The sequence below is a fragment of the Solwaraspora sp. WMMA2065 genome, from assembly GCF_030345075.1.
Lineage (GTDB): Bacteria > Actinomycetota > Actinomycetes > Mycobacteriales > Micromonosporaceae > Micromonospora_E.
Genome location: NZ_CP128361.1, coordinates 2,022,831 through 2,039,603 on the forward strand (window position 1 = coordinate 2,022,831; position 16,773 = coordinate 2,039,603).

Consider the following 16,773-nt stretch of genomic DNA (forward strand, 5'->3'; position numbering starts at 1 on the left):
CGGGCCACATCCTGCCGGACCGGGTCACGGTCCGTACGACGGCCCCAGCCGCAGCGGCCCCGCGACAGCCTCAACCCGCAGCGGCCCCGTGACAGCCCCAGCCGGAAGCGGTCAGCGGTCAGCGGTCAGTACCCGACGTCGACGGCGACGATGAACCGGCCGTCGAGGCCGACCTCGGCGACCCGTACCGGCGGCGGCTGGTCGGGCCCGTCGGCCGGGTCGAGACCCAGACCGTAGGTGACCCGGCCCTCGTAGTCGCCGGCGAACCCGTAGCCACGCAGGCTGCCCAGCCGCAGCTGGGTGCCGGGCGATCGGCGGACCGACGTCCGGCCGTACGCGTCGTGTGCCTGCGCGGTGACGAACCGAATCTGCAGAAAGCAGTCGCCGGGCAGGTCGACCGGCTCACCCGTGCCGTCGAAGACGATCCGTGGCTGGTAACCGACCTCGTAGGACGGAAATCCGGACCGGAACACGAACGAGATCCGGCTGTACGCCGGGTCGGCGTCGGCGTGGTCGGTGGCTTCGACCTCCACCAGGTACGGCAGCGGCGGAGCCGGCCGGGGTGCGACCGGCGGATGGACGCCGTTGCGGATCACGACGGTCTGCGACGGCACCGACCAGCCGTACCGCACCCGGCGCTCGCCCGGGCCGGGGCCGTTGGTTCCGTCCGGTCCCCCCGGTCCGCTCCAGCCTGGGTCCACCACCACGGGTGACTCCCGCTGGCCGACGCCGGCTCCCGTCGGGTCGGCCGCGGTGCAGCCGGCGGCGGCCAGCAGTGCGGCGAGGCTGAGGATCAGCGGTACGCGCAGATGGGTCATACCGGACTGACGCGCGGCCGCCGATCGGGGTTTACCAGGGGCCGGAAGCCGCCCGCACCGACGGTCCGGTCAGGATCGCCACTTGATCGAGCAGCCCATGCTGGGCTGGTGCGGCTCGGGTACCGGCTGCCCGGCCAGCACCAGTTCGATCGCGGCCCGCAGCGCCGCCCCGGTGACCGGCTTGCCATTGCCCGGGGTGGAGTCGTCGAACGCGCCCCGGTAGGCCAGGGTGCGGTCGGCGCCGTACAGGAAGAAGTCCGGTGTGCACACCGCCTGGTAGGCGCGCCCGATCTGCTGGGTGGCGTCGACGAGGTACGGGAACGTCCAGCCGGCCCGCTGGGCCTGCGCGGCGAGTTGCGCGGGGGCGTCATCGGGGTAGGCGTCGACGTCGTTGGTGCAGATGCCGACGACTGCCAGGTTCGGGAACTCGGCGAGCACCTTGGCGAGTCCGACCTCGACATGCTTCACGTAGGGACAGTGGTTGCAGACAAAGGCGACGAGCAGCGCCGGGGCGTCGGCGAAGTCGTCGCGGCGGACCACGTGACCGGAGACGTCCGCCAGCGCGAAGTCGGGCGCGGGGGTGCCCAACGGCACCATCTCTGAGGTGACAGCCATGCCCGCCACCCTACCCGTGCGGTCGGCCAGGGCAGCGACAGTGCCATCTCGAGGCGGTACGCGCATACGTCGGGATGCGACCGCTGGCTACCCTCGGCGCCATGCCGTCACGCGTCGTCGCACCGGACCGGCTGTTGACCGGGTTCGGCCTGACGATGATCGGCGGCGCACCGCTGTGGCTACTCGCCACCGAGCGTAGCGAATTGACGACCTCGGCGGACGTCGAGGCGTCCCCGGTGACGGTCGCCGCGGTGGTGGTGCCGTTGGTCGCCGGGATGCTGCTGGCCAGGCTGGTGCCGCCGCGACTGCCGGTGTTGCGCCCGGCGGTTGCCGACGCGCGGGCGGCCCTCACCCGGCAGGTGGTCGGCCTGGGCGCGGTCGCGGTGGCGTTCGCCACGCTGGCGTTGCCCCTCGGGCCGGGAAGCGTCTGGTACGGCCCGGTGAAGGTCGTACTGCTGCTCGGCGGCGCATGGTGGGTGCTGCGGACCTGGCCGGCAGCACCGCCCGGCGGTCGGGAGCATCGACGGGCGCTCCCGGGGCGCTGGTACTGGCTGGGCCCAGTGCCGGCGGTCGTCGGCTGGGCCTGGTTGGCGTACCACAGCCCGCTGGCCGGACCGTCCGACCTGTCCGGCTACCGGGCGTACGACCCGATGGTCCTGCTCGCGGCAATGCTGCTGACCTTCCTGACCGCGAGTGTGCTGGAGGAGGTCTTCTACCGGCTGCTGCTGCAGACGCGGTTGGAGGCGCTGCTCGGCCGCTGGCCGGCGATCACCGCGACCGCGCTGCTGTACGCGGCGATGCACACCCATCGGGTCGGCACCGGCCCGCTGGCCGACACGGTCGCGGTGGTGCTGATGTTCAATGGCGGTCTCGGCCTGTTCCTCGGCTACCTGTGGTCGAGGTACCGCAACGTGTGGGCGATCGTCGCCGTGCACGGTGCGGTCAATTCGCTCACTCTGCTGCCGCTGCTCGTCGGCTGACCCGCCCGCGTTCAGTCGATCGGTGTCGTTGCCCACACCCGGTCCGATGAGTCGGACGGATTGCCGTGGTCGCGCTATCGTCGATTTATTCAACGCCTGATGAAATCGATGGAGGTGGTCGCGTTGGACACTGACACCGCCGACTGTGTGGTCTCCGGTGGTGGACCGGCCGGCATGATGCTCGGCCTGCTGCTGGCCCGAGCCGGGGTACGGGTCGTCGTCTGCGAGAAGCACGAGGACTTCCTGCGGGACTTCCGCGGCGACACCGTGCACCCGTCGACGTTGCGGCTGCTCGACGAGCTCGGCCTCGGCGACGAGTTCGCCGCCCTGCCACAGAGCCGGATCCACGAGGTCGCCTTTCCAACCGGCGACGGCCGGCGGATCGTCATCGGAGATCTACGCCGGTTGCACACCCCGCACCCGTACATCGCGATGGTGCCGCAGTGGGACCTGCTCAACCTGCTGGCCAGGGCGGCGTCGGCCGAGCCGACCTTCACCCTGCGGATGGGGACCGAGGTGACCGGCCTGCTGCACGACGGTAACCGGGTCGCCGGGGTGCGCTACCGGACCACGGACGGCGCGACCGGCGAGATCCGGGCCGCGCTGACCGTGGCCTGCGACGGACGCTGGTCGACCCTACGGCGGGCGGCCGGGCTGCGGCCCCGCGAGTTTCCGGTGCCGATCGACGTCTGGTGGTTCCGGCTGCCCCAGCGGGACACCGACGACCTGTCGGGCCTGGTACCGGCCGCCGGCCACGGCGCGATGGTCGTGGTGTTCCCCCGGGAGAGCCACCTGCAGGTCGCCTATATCGCCCGCAAGGGGACCGACGCCGAGCTGCGCAGCCGCGGGCTGGCGGCGTTCCAGCGTCAGGTGGCCACCGTCGCGCCCCGGCTCGCCGACCGGCTCGACGCGCTGACCAGCATGGACGACGTCAAACATCTGGACGTACGGGTGAACCGGCTACGCCGCTGGCACCGCGACGGCCTGCTCTGCATCGGTGACGCCGCCCACGCCATGAGCCCGGTGGGCGGGGTCGGGATCAACCTCGCCGTCGCCGACGCCGTCGCGGCGGCGACCCGGCTGGCCGGGCCGCTGCGCCGGGGCCGGATCACCCCGGCGGAGCTGGCCACGGTACGGGCCCGCCGGGCCCTGCCGACCGTCGTGGTGCAGACCCTGCAGCAGGTGATGCACCGCACCGTGGTGCGGCCGATCCTGGAGGGTCGACGGGGCGGCCCTCCGGCACCGCTGCTGGCCCTGATGCGCCGGTTCCCACCGGCGTCGCTACTGCCCGCCTACCTGATCGGCATCGGACCGCGTCCCGAGCACGCACCCGGGTACGCCCACCGGCGGGTTCAGCCCGGCTGAGCCCCCCGATCGGCCCGCACCGTCAGGATCAGGTCGGCGACCAGCGCCGTCCAGCCGGTCTGGTGCCAGGCGCCCAGGCCGGCGCCGTTGTCGCCGTGGAAGTACTCCGGGAAGGCGATCAGGTCCCGCCAGTCGGGGTGCTGCTGGAACGTCTCGGCGGCGCCGTAGATCGGCCGCCGGCCGTACCCGTCGCGCAGGAACAGCGAGATCAGCCGGTGCGACAGGTCGTCGGCGATCGCGTTGAGGGTGCGCTTGGAGCCGGACCGGGTCGGGTACTCGATCAGCAGGTCGTCGCCGAAGAAGGTGGCGAAGTCGCGCAACGCGCAGACCAGCAGGTAGTTGGTGGGCATCCAGATCGGGCCCCGCCAGTTGGAGTTGCCGCCGAACAGCCCGCTGGCCGACTCGGCCGGCTCGTAGCCGACGGTGAAGTCCTGTCCGCCGAGGGAGACGGTGAACGGCTCGTCGAGGTGCCGCCGGGACAGGGTACGCAGCCCGTACGGGGAGAGGAACTCCTCCTCGTCGAGCATCGGGGCGAGGATCCGCACGATCTGCTCCGGGCCGACCATCGACAGCAGCCGGTGCTGCCGGCCGTCGCCGGCCAGCCGGCGGGCGCCGATCACGTCGGCGTACTCCGGTTTGTTGGTCAGGAACCAACGCAGCCGGGCCGCCAGCTCCGGCAGCCGGGCCAGGGTGCCGGAGTGCAGCGTGGTGGTGGCGGCCAGCGGCAGCAGGCCGACCACGGACCGTACCTTCAGCGGCAGGGTGTCGCCGTCGGGCAGCCGCAGCTGGTCGTAGAAGAACGAGTCCTCCTCGTCCCACAGCCCCTGGTCGTACGCGGCGGCGGCGATGTAGGCGAAGTGTTCCAGGAACTTGGTGGCGATGTCGGTGTAGGTGTGGTCGTGCACCGCCAGGGTCAACGCCATGTCCAGCATGTTCAGCGCGTACGTCGCCATCCAGCCGGTGCCGTCGGACTGCTCCAGCACCCCGGCCACCGGCAGCGCGGCGGACCGGTCGAACGGCCCGACGTTGTCCAGCCCGAGGAAGCCGCCCTCGAAGACGTTGTTGCCGTTGATGTCCTTGCGGTTGACCCACCAGGTGAAGTTGAGCAGCAGCTTGTGCATGATCCGGGCGAGGAACTCGAAGTCGCGCCGGCCGTCGATGTCGAACACCCGCAGCGCCGCCCAGGCGTGCACCGGTGGGTTGACGTCGGCAAAAGCCCACTCGTACGCCGGGATCTGCCCGTTGGGGTGCATGTACCACTCGCGCAGCAGCAACAGCAGTTGGTCCTTGGCGAACTGCGGGTCGACCCGGGCCAGCGTCGAGCAGTGGAACGCCAGATCCCAGGCGGCGTACCAGGGATACTCCCAGGGGTCCGGCATGGAGATGACGTCGAAGCTGTTCATGTGCCACCAGGCGGCGTTGCGGCCGTGGCCGCGCCCGTCCGGCGGCGGCGGGCTGGCCGGGTCGCCGGCCAGCCACTGGGCGACGTCGAAGTGGTAGAACTGCTTGCCCCAGAGCACACCGGCGAATGCCCGGCGGGCGACGAGACGTTCGTCGTCAGTGGCGGCGGCCGGAATGACGGTGTCGTAGTAGCGGTCCGCCTCGGCGTGCCGGGCGGCCAGCGTCGCGGCGTGCCCGGCACCGAGGTTGAGCCGGGGCGGCGGGTTGTTGCCCGGCGGCGGCGCGGTCAACGTCAGCCGCAGCCGGATCCGGTCCTCGCCGCCGGCCGGCACGTCGAGGACGTAGTGCAGTGCGCCCTTGGTGCCGGTCAGCTCCGGGTTGACCGTGTCGGCGCCGTCGACGACGTGGTCGTTGATGCCGTCCTTCGGGTACGGGGTACGCGACGGCTGGCCCCAGAGCCGCTCGGCGTTGCTGTCGTTGTCGCACAGCAGCGGGGTGGGGTCGCCGTCGCCCTGCAGCACCAGCTGCCCGAGCACCCAGTGGTGGCCGACCAGGCGGTCGCCGTCGCCGGTGAGCACCGGGATCTGGTCGCGGCCGGGCAGCCCCCACCCCCAGGTGTTGCGGAACCACAGGCTGGGCAGGACGTGCAGTCGGGCATCGGTGTCGCCCCGGTTGGCCACGGTGATCTCGATGCACATGTCGGTCGGCCCCGCCTTGGCGTAGTCGACGGTTACCGCCCAGTACCGGTCGTCGTCGAAGATGCCGGTGTCGACCAGTTCATACTCGGTCTCGTCGCGGCCGCGCATACCGTTGACCGCGACGAGATCGTCGTACGGAAAGGCGGCCTGCGGATAGTGGTAGCGCCAACGCATCCAGGAGTGGGTGGGCGTGGAATCCTCGTACCACCAGTAGTCCTTCGCGTCCTCGCCGTGGTTGCCGCCGTCGCCACCCAGGCCGAACATACGCTCCTTGAGGATCGGGTCCTCGCCGTTCCACAGCGCCAGGCCGAAGCAGAACGTCTGCCGGTCGTCACAGACGCCGGCCATGCCATCCTCGTTCCAGCGGTACGCCCGGGATCGGGCATGATCATGCGGAAAGTAGTCCCACGCCGTACCGTGCTCGCTGTAGTCCTCCCGTACCGTTCCCCATGCCCGCTCTGACACGTAGGGCCCCCATGCCCGCCACGGTTGCTCACCCGCGTCGGCTTCCGCCAATCGGGTGCGCTCCGGATCACGATACGTCCGCCTGGAGTTGACCATGTCGGTCATTCTTCCTGGGACGTGTTTCCGGCACTTGTCGGACCGTCACCTTGCCGGCACACCAGCGCCGTTTCGCCGGCCCGACCGCCCAGCACCGCCCGCCGTACCACCGCCCCAGCCCTGTCCCGCCACCGGCCCGCAGCCCGCTCGCGCCGGTCGACCAGCCATGGAGGAACATTGCTCGACATCAGCTTCGGCCCGCAGGTCTGCGGCGACCTGGCCGCCGGAGCCAGCCGGGAGTGGCTGGTCACCGACGGCCGGGGCGGCTACGCGATGGGCACGGTCAGTGGCCTGCGCACCCGGCGTTACCACGGCCTGCTGGTGGTCGCCGGCACCACCCCGGCGGCCCGGCGGATCGGACTGGTCAGCCTCGACCCGGCGGTCACCCTGCCGTCCGGCGCGCAGGTCCGCCTCGGCGTACACGAATGGTCGTCCGGCGTGGTCGACCCGCCCGGTCACACCCTGCTGGAGCGGTTCGACCTGACCGACGGGGTGCCGCGCTGGCGGTGGCGGATCGGCGACGTGGTGATCGAACGGGAGATCGCGATGACGCACGGCTCGCCGTGCGTGGCGGTCACCCACCGGCTGGTCAGCGGCGGACCGGTCACCCTCACCCTGGCTGCGGTGACCACCTGGCGGGACGCGCACGGCGAACGGGACGGGCAGGCTCCCCCGCCGAGGATGGACAACGTCGACGGCGGGACGGTGGTCGAGGGCGCGTTCCGGCTACACGGACCGGACTGGGTGCCGGCGGGAACCTGGTGGGACGGCGTGTACCACCGTGAGGAGGCGACGCGCGGGCTGCGGGCCGAGGAGGACCTGTGGTACGCGGGCAGCTTCACCGCCACCCTCGACGGTCCCGGCGCGGTGGCCGAGGTGACCGCGTGGGCGGAGCAGCTGGAGCAGTCCCCGGCACCAGCGGCCGAGATCGTCGCCGCCGCCCGGGCCCGGAACCGGGCGGTGGTGGCGGCCGCGAAACCCGCCGACGCCGTCGGTGCCACCCTGGCCCTGGCCGCCGACGCGTTCGTGGTGCGCACCGGCACCGGGCCGGACGTGGTGGCCGGCTACCCGTGGTTCGGGGCGTGGTCGCGGGACACGATGACCTCGTACGAGGGCCTGTTCCTGGCGACCGGGCGGGCCGACGAGGGACGTGAGCTGCTGCGCGGCTACGCGGCGACGCTGTCCGAGGGGATGCTGGCGAACACCGCCGACACCGGGCACGTGGAGTACAACACCGTCGACGGCACCCTGTGGTTTCTGCACGCGGTGGACCGGCACGTCACCGCGACCAGCGACATCGACCTGGCGGCCGAGCTGCTGCCGGCGCTGCGCGAGGTGGTCGCCGCGCACCTGCGCGGCACCCGGTTCGGCATCCGGGTCGACGAGGCCGACGGGCTGCTCACCGGCGGCACCGGCGGCGAGGCTCTGACCTGGATGGACGCCCGGGTGTACGGGGTGCCGATCACCTCCCGGGAAGGCAAGCCGGTCGAGGTGAACGCCCTGTGGGTCAACGGGCTGGCGGCGGTGAGCGAACTGGCGCAGCTGGTGGACGGCGACCCGGGGGCGGCGGCGAGCCTGTACCCGAAGGCGCAGGAGTCGTTCCGGGCCCGCTACCCGGCCCCGTCGGGCTGGCTCTACGACGTGCTGGACACCCCGGCGCAGTACCCGCTGGGCGGGGATCCGCACGCAGACGACGACGCGCTGCGCCCGAACCAGCTGCTCGCCTGGTCGCTGCCGTACGCCCCGTTGGAGCCGGACCCGGCACCGCTGCGGGCGATCGGCGCTGCGCTGCTGACCCCGCTGGGTCTGCGCAGCCTGGCGCCGGACTCAGCCGGCTACCTCGGGCAGCACCGGGGCGGTCCTGCCCGCCGTGACGGTGCCTACCACCAGGGCACGGTATGGCCGTGGCTGATCGGCCCGTACGTGTCGGCGGCCCGGCGGTCCGGTCTGGACGTCTCCGACGTGTTCCTCGGGCTGACCGCCCACCTGAGCGAGTACGGGCTCGGCTCGGTCAGCGAAACGGCCGACGGGGATCCGCCACACGGCGCCACCGGCTGCCCGTTCCAGGCGTGGTCGGTAGCCGAACTACTGCGGGTCCGACAAGTCTGATCAGTTCCTGTTACATCAGCGCAACGCGAATGTCTTCCCTGGTTATCCCGTTGCCGGCAGTATCGTCGGCAACCCAAAGACGCGTCAGCACCCGCAATAGGTGTCTGGTCGCGCATGTCCGCGCCGATTTGAATTGAGGGGGGTCTGTCGATGTCACCTGCCGCCGACGTGATCGACATCCGCGCACCACGATCGCAGCGGATTCTGATGCTGTCCTGGGAGTACCCACCTGTCGTGGTGGGCGGACTGGGCCGGCACGTGCACGCCCTCTCCGTCGCCCTGGCCAACGCCGGCCACGAGGTCACCGTCGTCACCCGCCACGCCACCGGCGCCCCCCTCGAGGAATACGCCGACGGCGTCCGCATCATCCGCGCCGCCGAGGACCCACCCCTGTTCCCCCTGGCCACCCCCAGCCTCCTCGCCTGGACCATGGCCTTCAACCACACCCTCACCCGCGCCGCACTCCGCGCCACCCAGACCGCCGAATACGACGTCATCCACGCCCACGACTGGCTCGTCACCCACACCGCCGTCACCCTCAAGGAACACCTCGACATCCCCCTCGTCGCCACCATCCACGCCACCGAGGCCGGCCGCCACCAGGGCTGGCTCCCCGACGAGATGAACAAGTCCATCCACTCCATCGAACACTGGCTCGGCCACGAGTCGTGCCGGGTGATCGCCTGCTCCGGCTACATGCGCTGGGAGGTCAGCCACTTGCTGGAGCTGCCGGCGTCGCGGGTGGACGTGATCGCCAACGGGGTGAACGACCGGGTGTGGCGCTCGTCGACGCGGGCGGTGGCGGCGGCCCGGGAGCGGTACGCCGCCGATGGGCCACTGATCGGTTTCGCCGGCCGGCTGGTCTACGAAAAGGGCGTCCAGCACCTGATCGCGGCGCTGCCCTGGCTGCGCCAGCGCCATCCCGGGCTGCGGGTGATCGTCGCCGGTGACGGGCCGTACCGGGGTGAGCTGCAGGCGCAGGCCGCGCGGCTCGGCGTCGCCGATCTGATCTATTTCGCCGGGTTCATGACCGAGTCGCAGCTGCCGGCGGTGCTGGGCGCCACCGACGCGACCGTGGTGCCGAGCCTCTACGAGCCGTTCGGCATGGTGGCGTTGGAGGCGGCGGCGGCCGGCGCGCCACTGGCGGTGTCGGCCACCGGCGGGCTCGCCGAGATCGTCGAACCCGGCGTGACCGGTACGACGTTCCGGCCGCAGGATCCGCACGGGCTGGCCCAGGCAGTGCACACGCTGCTCTCCGACGAGCTGTTCGCCCGGCGGGTGGCCCGGTCGGCCCGGCAACTGGTGACCCGGCGGTACGGCTGGGCGACGATCGCGGCGCAGACCGCCGCCACGTACGCCGCCGCGGTCCGCGAGGCGCCGGGCTTCAACACCCGGCGGGCGGCCGCTCAGCTGGCCGGCGGCGCGGCCAAACTCGTCGTGCCGGACGGCAACCTGCTCGCGGCGGTCGGAGGTGCCGTCTCGTAGGCGTACCCGGCGGCTCGTCGACACACTCAGCTACTCGTCGACGGACTCGGCTGCTCGGTGGCCACTCGGCTGTTAGGTCACCCGGCGCAGCGAAACGGCTGATGGTCGCCACTTCTCCAGCTGATCCGGCATCGTCAGCCCACAACTACTGTATGCAGTCGTGAGCTGACGATGGGAGACGGTGATCGTGCGACCGCAGCTGATCGCGGACCGCTACCGGCTCGTGCGTCCGGTCGGCAGCGGCGGGATGGGACGTGTCTGGCTGGCCCGCGACGAGGTCCTGCACCGCGACGTCGCGGTCAAGGAGGTGCTGCCCCCGGACTGGATGAACGACACCGAACGCGAGGCGCTGCGCCGCCGTACGCTGCGGGAGGCGCGCAGCGCCGCCCGGCTCAACCACCCCAACGTGGTCCGCATCTACGACGTACGGCACGTCGCCGGCTGCCCGCTGATCGTGATGGAGTACGTCCGGTCCCGCTCGCTGCACCAGGTCGTCGCAGAGGACGGCCCGCTGCCGCCGGTACGGGTCGCGGCGATCGGCCGGCGGGTGCTGGCCGCGCTGCGGGCCGCGCACGGCCACGGGGTCCTGCACCGCGACGTCAAGCCGCACAACGTGCTGATCGGCGACCGGGGCCGGGTGGTACTGACTGATTTCGGACTCGCCACCCTGGACGGCGACGGCTCGATCACCCGGACCGGGATGGTGATCGGCTCGCCGCAGTACATCTCGCCGGAACGCGCCCGGGACGGGGCGTCCACCGTGGCAGCCGACCTGTGGTCGCTCGGCGCCACGCTGTACGCCGCCGTCCAGGGCCGTCCCCCGTACGCCCGGTCCACTCCGATGGCGACGCTGACCGCGCTGGCCACCGCGCCACCGGACCCGGCGACCCGGGCCGGGCCGCTGCGGCCGGTGCTCGCCGGTCTGCTGCGCCGCGACCCGAGACGACGGCCCGACGTGGACGAGACCGACCGGATGCTGCGCCGGGTGACCTCCGGCGCCCCGCCCGGTACCACCGCCGTGACCTGGCCCCGGCTGCGCGACGTGGCCGCGCGGTTACGGGTCCCCGGCGCCCTGACCCGGTAGGGTCGGCCGCGACGATCATTCACACCCTGGAGTACGCATGGACGCCTCCGCCCTCGCCAGCGCGCCCGGCCTGGGCATCTACCCGGGCGACCCGAAAACGCCCCTGCTGACCTGCTATGACGACGCCACCGGCGAGCGGACCGAACTCTCCGCGACCGCCCTTGGTGCCTGGGCGGCCCGGACCGCGGCGGTGCTGCGCGACGGCTGCGGGCTGGTCACCGGCGACCGGGCGGCGATCCTCCTGCCGCCGCACTGGCAGACCGCCGCCGTTCTGCTGGGTGCCTGGTCGATCGGGGTGTCGGTGTCGATCCGGCTGGCCGCCACCGCCGGCCTGCCGGTGATCGAGCCGGGTGGCGACGAAGCGTTGGACGCGGTGTTCGCCGCCCGCGGCCGGATCGACGACTGGTTGGAGGACGTGCCCGGGGCGCGGCACCGGTTCATGCTCGACATCGGTGCCCGGGCCGCAGCGGGCACCCCGCCACCGGAGGGCTACCGGGACTTCCTCGCCGAGGCGTGCCGGTACCCCGGTCAGCCACCGGCGTACGGGCTGGTCCGGCCGGGTGATCTGGCCAGCGTGGACGGGATCAGCTACGCCGAGTGGGGTTCGCTGGCGCTGGAGATCGCCGCGCAGCAGGACGTCACCGCCGGCGACCGGGTGCTGGTCGACGGCGGCCAGCACGAACACCCGCTGTTCTGGCTGCTCGCGCCGCTCGCCGTCGGCGCGAGTGTGGTGCTCTGCGTCAACCTGGACCCGGACCGGCTCGACCCCAGGGTGGACAGCGAAGGCGTCACCCGGGTGCTCTGACCGCGGTACCGGTGTGGACGGTGCCCCGACCATCTGACAGAGTTGCCTCCGCCGAGAAGTTGACCTTGGAGGAAGCTCGACCATGATGGGTCCGTCCCACGCGCTGTCCGGTGCCACCGTGTGGCTCGCCGGTTCCTGGGCGCTCGACCAGTTCGCCGGCTACGAGCAGTCGCCACTGATGATCGCGGTCGGCACCGCCGTCTGCGCCGGCGGCGCGCTCTTCCCGGACCTGGACCTGTCCGGCAAGGTCACCCGCAACCAGGGCGGCGCCACCGTCGCCCGGACCTTCGGGGTGGCGTCGCTGTTCGTCGCCGAGGTCATCGAGAAGATCTCCCTCGGCGTCTACCACGCGACGAAGCTCAGCAAGGATCCGAACCGCAAGAACGGGCACCGGACCCTCACCCACACCATTCCATTCACCGTGCTGGTCGGTTGGGGCACCACCGCGCTGTGCGCCGCGTACGGCAAGTGGGCGGTGATCGCCATCCTGTTCTTCATGATCGGCCTGGCGTTGCGGGGGCTGTTCGACGAGTGGGCCAAACGCGCCGGCTGGGTGATCGTCACCCTGCTGTCGCTCGGCGCCGCCTACTTCACCTACCTGCACCTGCCCGGTGACCGGGGCTACCCGATGCTCGGCCTGGCGATGGGGGTCGGCTGCTTCGTGCACATCCTCGGTGACCTGATCACCCGGGCCGGCGTACCGATCCTGTGGCCGATCCCGATCGGCCGGCGCATGTGGCGGATGTTCGGCCCGCCGGACCGGTACTCCATCAGGGCCGGCAGCAAGTTCGAAGTGGTCGTGCTCCGCGGTGTGTTCAGCGTCGTGTCGGTGCTGGCCATCATCGGGCTGGCCATCCCGGCGGTGCACCGGCACTTCACCGCCAGCTGAGCCCTCGGGTCACGCCGGGGTGCGCTGCACCGGCACCGCCAGCCCCCACGCCGCCACCGACTCCGGGGTGTCCACCAACCCACCTTCGGCGACCCCGTCGCAGGAGATGTCGATCACCTCGCCGGTGTGCGCCAGCAGGTACGGCCGGGCACCGCCGTCGGCGTTGGCCAGGGTCGCGATCGCCGCCCAGTGCCGTCGGCCGAACACCATCGGGTAGCTGCGCGTGCCGGCATAGGTGGCGCAGACCAGCACCTCCGGGTACGGCAGCGCGGTCACCCGGCGCAGCGCGTCAGCGGTGATCCCCGGCATGTTGACCGGGAACACCACCACCGCCTCCGCGTCGCTGTCCTTCAGCGCGTCCAGCCCGACCCGCAGCGACGAGCCGAGCCCGGTCCCCCAGGCCCGGTTGACCACCACGGTGGCGCCGGTCAGGTCGGCGGTGTCGCGCACCTGGTCGGCGGCGGCGCCGAGGACCACCACGACCGGATCACAGCCGGTCTCCCCCACGATCCGCAACGCCCGCTCGACCAGCAGTTGGTCGCCGCGGTACAGCAGGGCCTCCGGCCCGCCGATCCGCCGACCCCCGCCAGCCGCGATGATCATCCCCGCGATCCGACTCAGCTGAGCCACCCCCGCAACGTCTGCCCGGCCGGTCCAGCCCGGCCGGCGGTCACAGCGCCCGCCAAACGCTGCCCGATCCGATGGAACGCACAACGGGCCCAACGATCAGGTGGCGATCAGGTGGCGTCCGCGTAGCAGGTGACGGTGGACACCTCGAGCGGCACCCGGACCGGGGTGTCGCCGAACAGCACCGTGGTGGCCCGGCCGGCGCATTCCCGCACGGCGTCGGCGACCGCCGCCGCCTGCGTCGCCGGGCAGTGCACCACCACCTCATCGTGTTGGAAGAAGACCAGCTCGGCGGCGGTACCGGCGATCGCCTGGCGGACGGTGGCCAGCAGGACCAGTGCCCACTCGGCGGCGGTCGCCTGGGCGACGAAGTTGCGGGTGAACCGCCCCCGGGCCGGGGTGCCGACGTCGGACGGTGGACAGGTCCGGCCGAGCCAGGAACGCACCAGACCACCGGTCTCCCCGGTCCGGGCCGCCGCCTCCAGGTACTCGAATGCGACCGGGTAGCTGCGGCGCAGCACGGCGAGGGCCGGCACGGCGGCACCGCCGGTCTGCCCGTACATGGCACCGAGCAACGCGACCTTCGCCCGGGCCCGGTCACCGCCGAACGAGTCGCGGGCCAGCGCGGCGTACAGGTCACCGGCGCCGCCAGCCGCGGCCAACCGGCGGTCACCGGACATCGCGGCGAGCACGCGGGGCTCCAGCTGGGCGGCGTCGGCCACCACGAAGCACCAGCCGGGATCGGCGACCACCGCCCGGCGGACCGCCTTGGGGATCTGCAACGCCCCGCCGCCCCGGGTGGCCCACCGGCCGGACACCACCCCGCCCGGCACGTACTCGGGGCGGAACCGGCCGTCGCGGACCCAGGCCTGCCGCCACGCCCAGCCGTGCGCGGTCCAGATCCGGTGCAGTTCCTTGTACTCGATGAGCAGCGGGACGGCGGGGTGGTCCACGCCGCGCAGCACCCAGGCCCGGGTGTTCGGCAGGCTGATCCCGACCCGGGCGAAGGCCCGCAGCACCTCGGCCGGTGAGTCGGCGTGCAGTTGCCGGACTCCGAACGCGGCGGCGATCCGAACGGCGAGGTCGGCCAGCCGGCGCGGCGGCCCGCCGACCGGCGACGGTGCGCCGAGCAGCTCGGTGAGCAGTGCGTCGTGCAGGTCGGCCCGTAACGGCAGCCCGGCGGCACCCATTTCGGCGGCGACCAACGCGCCGGCCGACTCGGCGGCGACCAGCAACCGGAACCGGTCCGGCCGGGCGGTGCCCGCGATGCGGCGCTGCTGGTCGGCGTACACCCGGGTGAGCGCGTCGATCGGGTCGGCGACCGTCGTCGGGGCCGGCACGCCGTCGAACAGCGCGGTCTGACCGTGCCCGGGTGGCGCGGCACCCGGCGCGGGCGGGTCGGGTGGCACCGGTGCGCCGGTCAGCCGGGCGTACGCGGCGGCGAGTGACCGGGGCTCGCCCCAGCGTCCGTCGTAGCCGAGCAACAGCGCCTCGGTCAGCTCGACGTCATGGCACCGATCGATCCGTACGCCGACCCGCAGCATGGCCGGGTAGATCGCCGCAGTGGTCGCCCACAGCCAGCGCGGCTCGGGCACCGGACGCGCCGCCGGTGCCTGCGATGGCGACGGCCCGGCCGCCGGATGCTGCGACGGTGGTGGCCGGTCGGCGGCCGCCGCCAGGTCGGGCACGGCCTCGACCGGGCCGGCGGGTCGCCCGTCGGCGTGCAGCAGCCGCCGCGCGCCGCCGCCGCCCGGACCCGCCGCCACCGCCACCAGCACCCGACCATTGTTGCCCCGGCGTACGACAACATCGGCCCTGGTCGTGGGTGCGACGGCCGCCGGCCCGGCAGTCCCCGCGCCTGCCGGGCCGGAGGCAGGTGCTCTCCAGGTCTGATGCATGTGTGGCATCGCAATGCCACACATGCATCAGACCCGCGAACCCCAGGTGGGCAACCGTGCCGGCGGGCAATGGTCAGGATCACGTCAAGAACGCAGAAATGCGTATGTCGAGAACCTAGTGAAACATTTTTCAGGGTCAATCAGCCGGTTAGATTCGAGATCCGCCTCAATCACCGGGAGGACGATTATGAAAGCACTACGCCGTACCCTCGTCGCGTTCAGCGCAATCATCGCCGTCATGTTGCCGGCGAATGCCGCCGAGGCGGCGGTGAGCAACTACATGTGCAACCCGATCGGCGGGGTCCTGTACCAGACGAACTGGTGGTATGCCAGCAGCTGGACGTTCTACTTCGCGGTGCCCGCGTCGACCACCTATCTGTTGTCGCCGCCGCGCACCGGGGGCGCGCACATGGTCGACGTCATATACGTGCACTGACCACCACCGGCGGCCTGGAGACGTCGCCTACTTGGAGACGCTGCCGGTGAGGCCGGACTGCACCTGCCGCTGGAAGACGATGTAGACCAGCAGCACCGGCAGCATCGCCATGGTCACCCCGGCGAACAGGCCCGACCAGTCGGACTTGTAGCCCTGGTTCACCGACAGGTCGATCAGGCCCTGGGCGATCACCTGGTTCTTCGCCTCGCCGCCGTTGGGCTGCATCAGCAGGTACGGCAGGTACCACTGGTTCCACTGGCCGATCACGTTGAAGATGCCGATGCTGATCAGCCCGGGTTTCGACATCGGCAACATCACCCGGAAGAACAGTGTGCTGTGCGAGGCGCCGTCCACCATCGCCGCCTCGGCGACCGTGGTCGGCAGCGTCTTGAAGAACGAGTGCATGAAGAAGACCGTGAACGCCAGCGACCAGGCCACGTAGACGAGGATCAGCATCACGTGGCTGTTGGGGCCGAGCAGTGGGATGAACACGCCGGTGTTGTAGACACCCTTGTACAACGGCACCGCGGCCATGAACACCGGCAGGGTCAGCCCGGACAGGAACATGTAGTAGATGACCCGGTTGCCGGGGAACTCGTACCGGGCCAGCACGTAGGCGGCCATCGAACCGAGCAGCATGGTCAGGAAGACCCCGCCGCCGACGATGAGGATGGTGTTGACGAAGAAGTCGCCGATGCCGCCGTCGACCCAGGCCCGGGCGAAGTTCTCCCAGTGCAGCTGGTCCGGGATCAGCGACAGCGGCTCCCGGATGATCTGCGCGTCGTCCTTGAACGACGACATCACCACCCACAGCAGCGGCAGCACCACCATCGCGCCCCAGATCAGCAGGAACAGGTGGGAGAAGCCGTTGAAGAAGGAGTCGCTGACCGCGCCGGCCCGCCGGGGCGGCCGCGCCCGGGCGGTACGCCGACCGTCGGCGGTCTTCGACGGCGGTGGCGGCGGGCCGGCCGCGCTGGTCGGTGGGTTGGTGACAGTACTCAT

At 71.8% G+C, this 16,773-nt stretch carries 13 protein-coding genes and 1 pseudogene; 8 read left to right on the forward strand and 6 right to left on the reverse strand.

Annotated features, from left to right (window positions below; all coding sequences use genetic code 11):
* Positions 1-125: 125 nt before the first annotated feature.
* On the reverse strand, positions 126-818 hold the full coding sequence (locus tag O7610_RS09120; RefSeq protein WP_281555330.1) for an AMIN-like domain-containing (lipo)protein: 693 nt from the start codon (positions 816-818) through the stop codon (positions 126-128).
* 69 nt (positions 819-887) lie between these two features.
* Complete coding sequence (locus O7610_RS09125) at positions 888-1,433, reverse strand: thioredoxin family protein (RefSeq protein WP_281555331.1); 546 nt, start codon at positions 1,431-1,433, stop codon at positions 888-890.
* 101 nt (positions 1,434-1,534) lie between these two features.
* On the opposite strand from O7610_RS09125, the gene O7610_RS09130 reads away from it, so the two are divergent.
* Together O7610_RS09130 and O7610_RS09135 are read left to right on the forward strand one after the other, a co-directional pair.
* Complete coding sequence (locus O7610_RS09130) at positions 1,535-2,413, forward strand: CPBP family intramembrane glutamic endopeptidase (protein WP_289213056.1); 879 nt, start codon at positions 1,535-1,537, stop codon at positions 2,411-2,413.
* 99 nt (positions 2,414-2,512) lie between these two features.
* Positions 2,513-3,778 carry an FAD-dependent oxidoreductase gene (locus O7610_RS09135; protein ID WP_281555333.1) on the forward strand — a complete coding sequence of 422 codons (1,266 nt, stop codon included), beginning with the start codon at positions 2,513-2,515 and terminating at the stop codon, positions 3,776-3,778.
* On the opposite strand, the gene O7610_RS09140 is transcribed toward O7610_RS09135, so the two are convergent.
* A complete protein-coding gene (locus O7610_RS09140; RefSeq protein WP_289213057.1) occupies positions 3,766-6,438 on the reverse strand; it encodes an MGH1-like glycoside hydrolase domain-containing protein in 2,673 nt (890 codons plus the stop codon). The genes O7610_RS09135 and O7610_RS09140 overlap by 13 nt on opposite strands.
* A 177-nt stretch (positions 6,439-6,615) precedes the next feature.
* Between O7610_RS09140 and O7610_RS09145 the strand changes: the two genes are divergently transcribed.
* The 5 genes and pseudogenes from O7610_RS09145 to O7610_RS09165 all read left to right on the forward strand — a co-directional run bounded on the left by O7610_RS09145 (position 6,616) and on the right by O7610_RS09165 (position 12,810).
* The gene (locus O7610_RS09145) at positions 6,616-8,547 is read left to right on the forward strand and encodes an amylo-alpha-1,6-glucosidase (RefSeq protein ID WP_281555335.1); all 1,932 of its coding nucleotides are present in this window, start codon (positions 6,616-6,618) and stop codon (positions 8,545-8,547) included.
* A gap of 150 nt (positions 8,548-8,697) precedes the next feature.
* A complete protein-coding gene (locus tag O7610_RS09150) occupies positions 8,698-10,032 on the forward strand; it encodes a glycosyltransferase family 4 protein (RefSeq protein WP_281555336.1) in 1,335 nt (444 codons plus the stop codon).
* 247 nt (positions 10,033-10,279) lie between these two features.
* Positions 10,280-11,017 (forward strand): annotated as a pseudogene (locus tag O7610_RS09155) (serine/threonine-protein kinase); the annotation flags it as partial.
* 136 nt (positions 11,018-11,153) lie between these two features.
* Positions 11,154-11,921: a TIGR03089 family protein gene (locus tag O7610_RS09160; RefSeq protein WP_289213058.1), complete on the forward strand. Its 768-nt coding sequence runs from the start codon at positions 11,154-11,156 to the stop codon at positions 11,919-11,921.
* 82 nt (positions 11,922-12,003) lie between these two features.
* Entirely contained in the window at positions 12,004-12,810 is an 807-nt protein-coding gene (locus tag O7610_RS09165) for a metal-dependent hydrolase (protein ID WP_281555338.1), read from the forward strand.
* A 9-nt stretch (positions 12,811-12,819) separates the two neighbouring features.
* On the opposite strand, the gene O7610_RS09170 is transcribed toward O7610_RS09165, so the two are convergent.
* Together O7610_RS09170 and O7610_RS09175 are read right to left on the reverse strand one after the other, a co-directional pair.
* Positions 12,820-13,413 (reverse strand): nucleotidyltransferase family protein, encoded by a 594-nt coding sequence (locus O7610_RS09170; protein ID WP_289213592.1) that lies wholly within the window; start codon positions 13,411-13,413, stop codon positions 12,820-12,822.
* A 134-nt stretch (positions 13,414-13,547) separates the two neighbouring features.
* Entirely contained in the window at positions 13,548-15,215 is a 1,668-nt protein-coding gene (locus O7610_RS09175; protein ID WP_281555339.1) for a bifunctional 3'-5' exonuclease/DNA polymerase, read from the reverse strand.
* Positions 15,216-15,522: 307 nt separating this feature from the next.
* Between O7610_RS09175 and O7610_RS09180 the strand changes: the two genes are divergently transcribed.
* Positions 15,523-15,771 carry a hypothetical protein gene (locus O7610_RS09180; RefSeq protein ID WP_281555340.1) on the forward strand — a complete coding sequence of 83 codons (249 nt, stop codon included), beginning with the start codon at positions 15,523-15,525 and terminating at the stop codon, positions 15,769-15,771.
* A gap of 27 nt (positions 15,772-15,798) precedes the next feature.
* Here O7610_RS09180 and O7610_RS09185 read toward each other — a convergent pair whose 3' ends face one another.
* Positions 15,799-16,773 carry a carbohydrate ABC transporter permease gene (locus O7610_RS09185; RefSeq protein WP_475055079.1) on the reverse strand — a complete coding sequence of 325 codons (975 nt, stop codon included), beginning with the start codon at positions 16,771-16,773 and terminating at the stop codon, positions 15,799-15,801.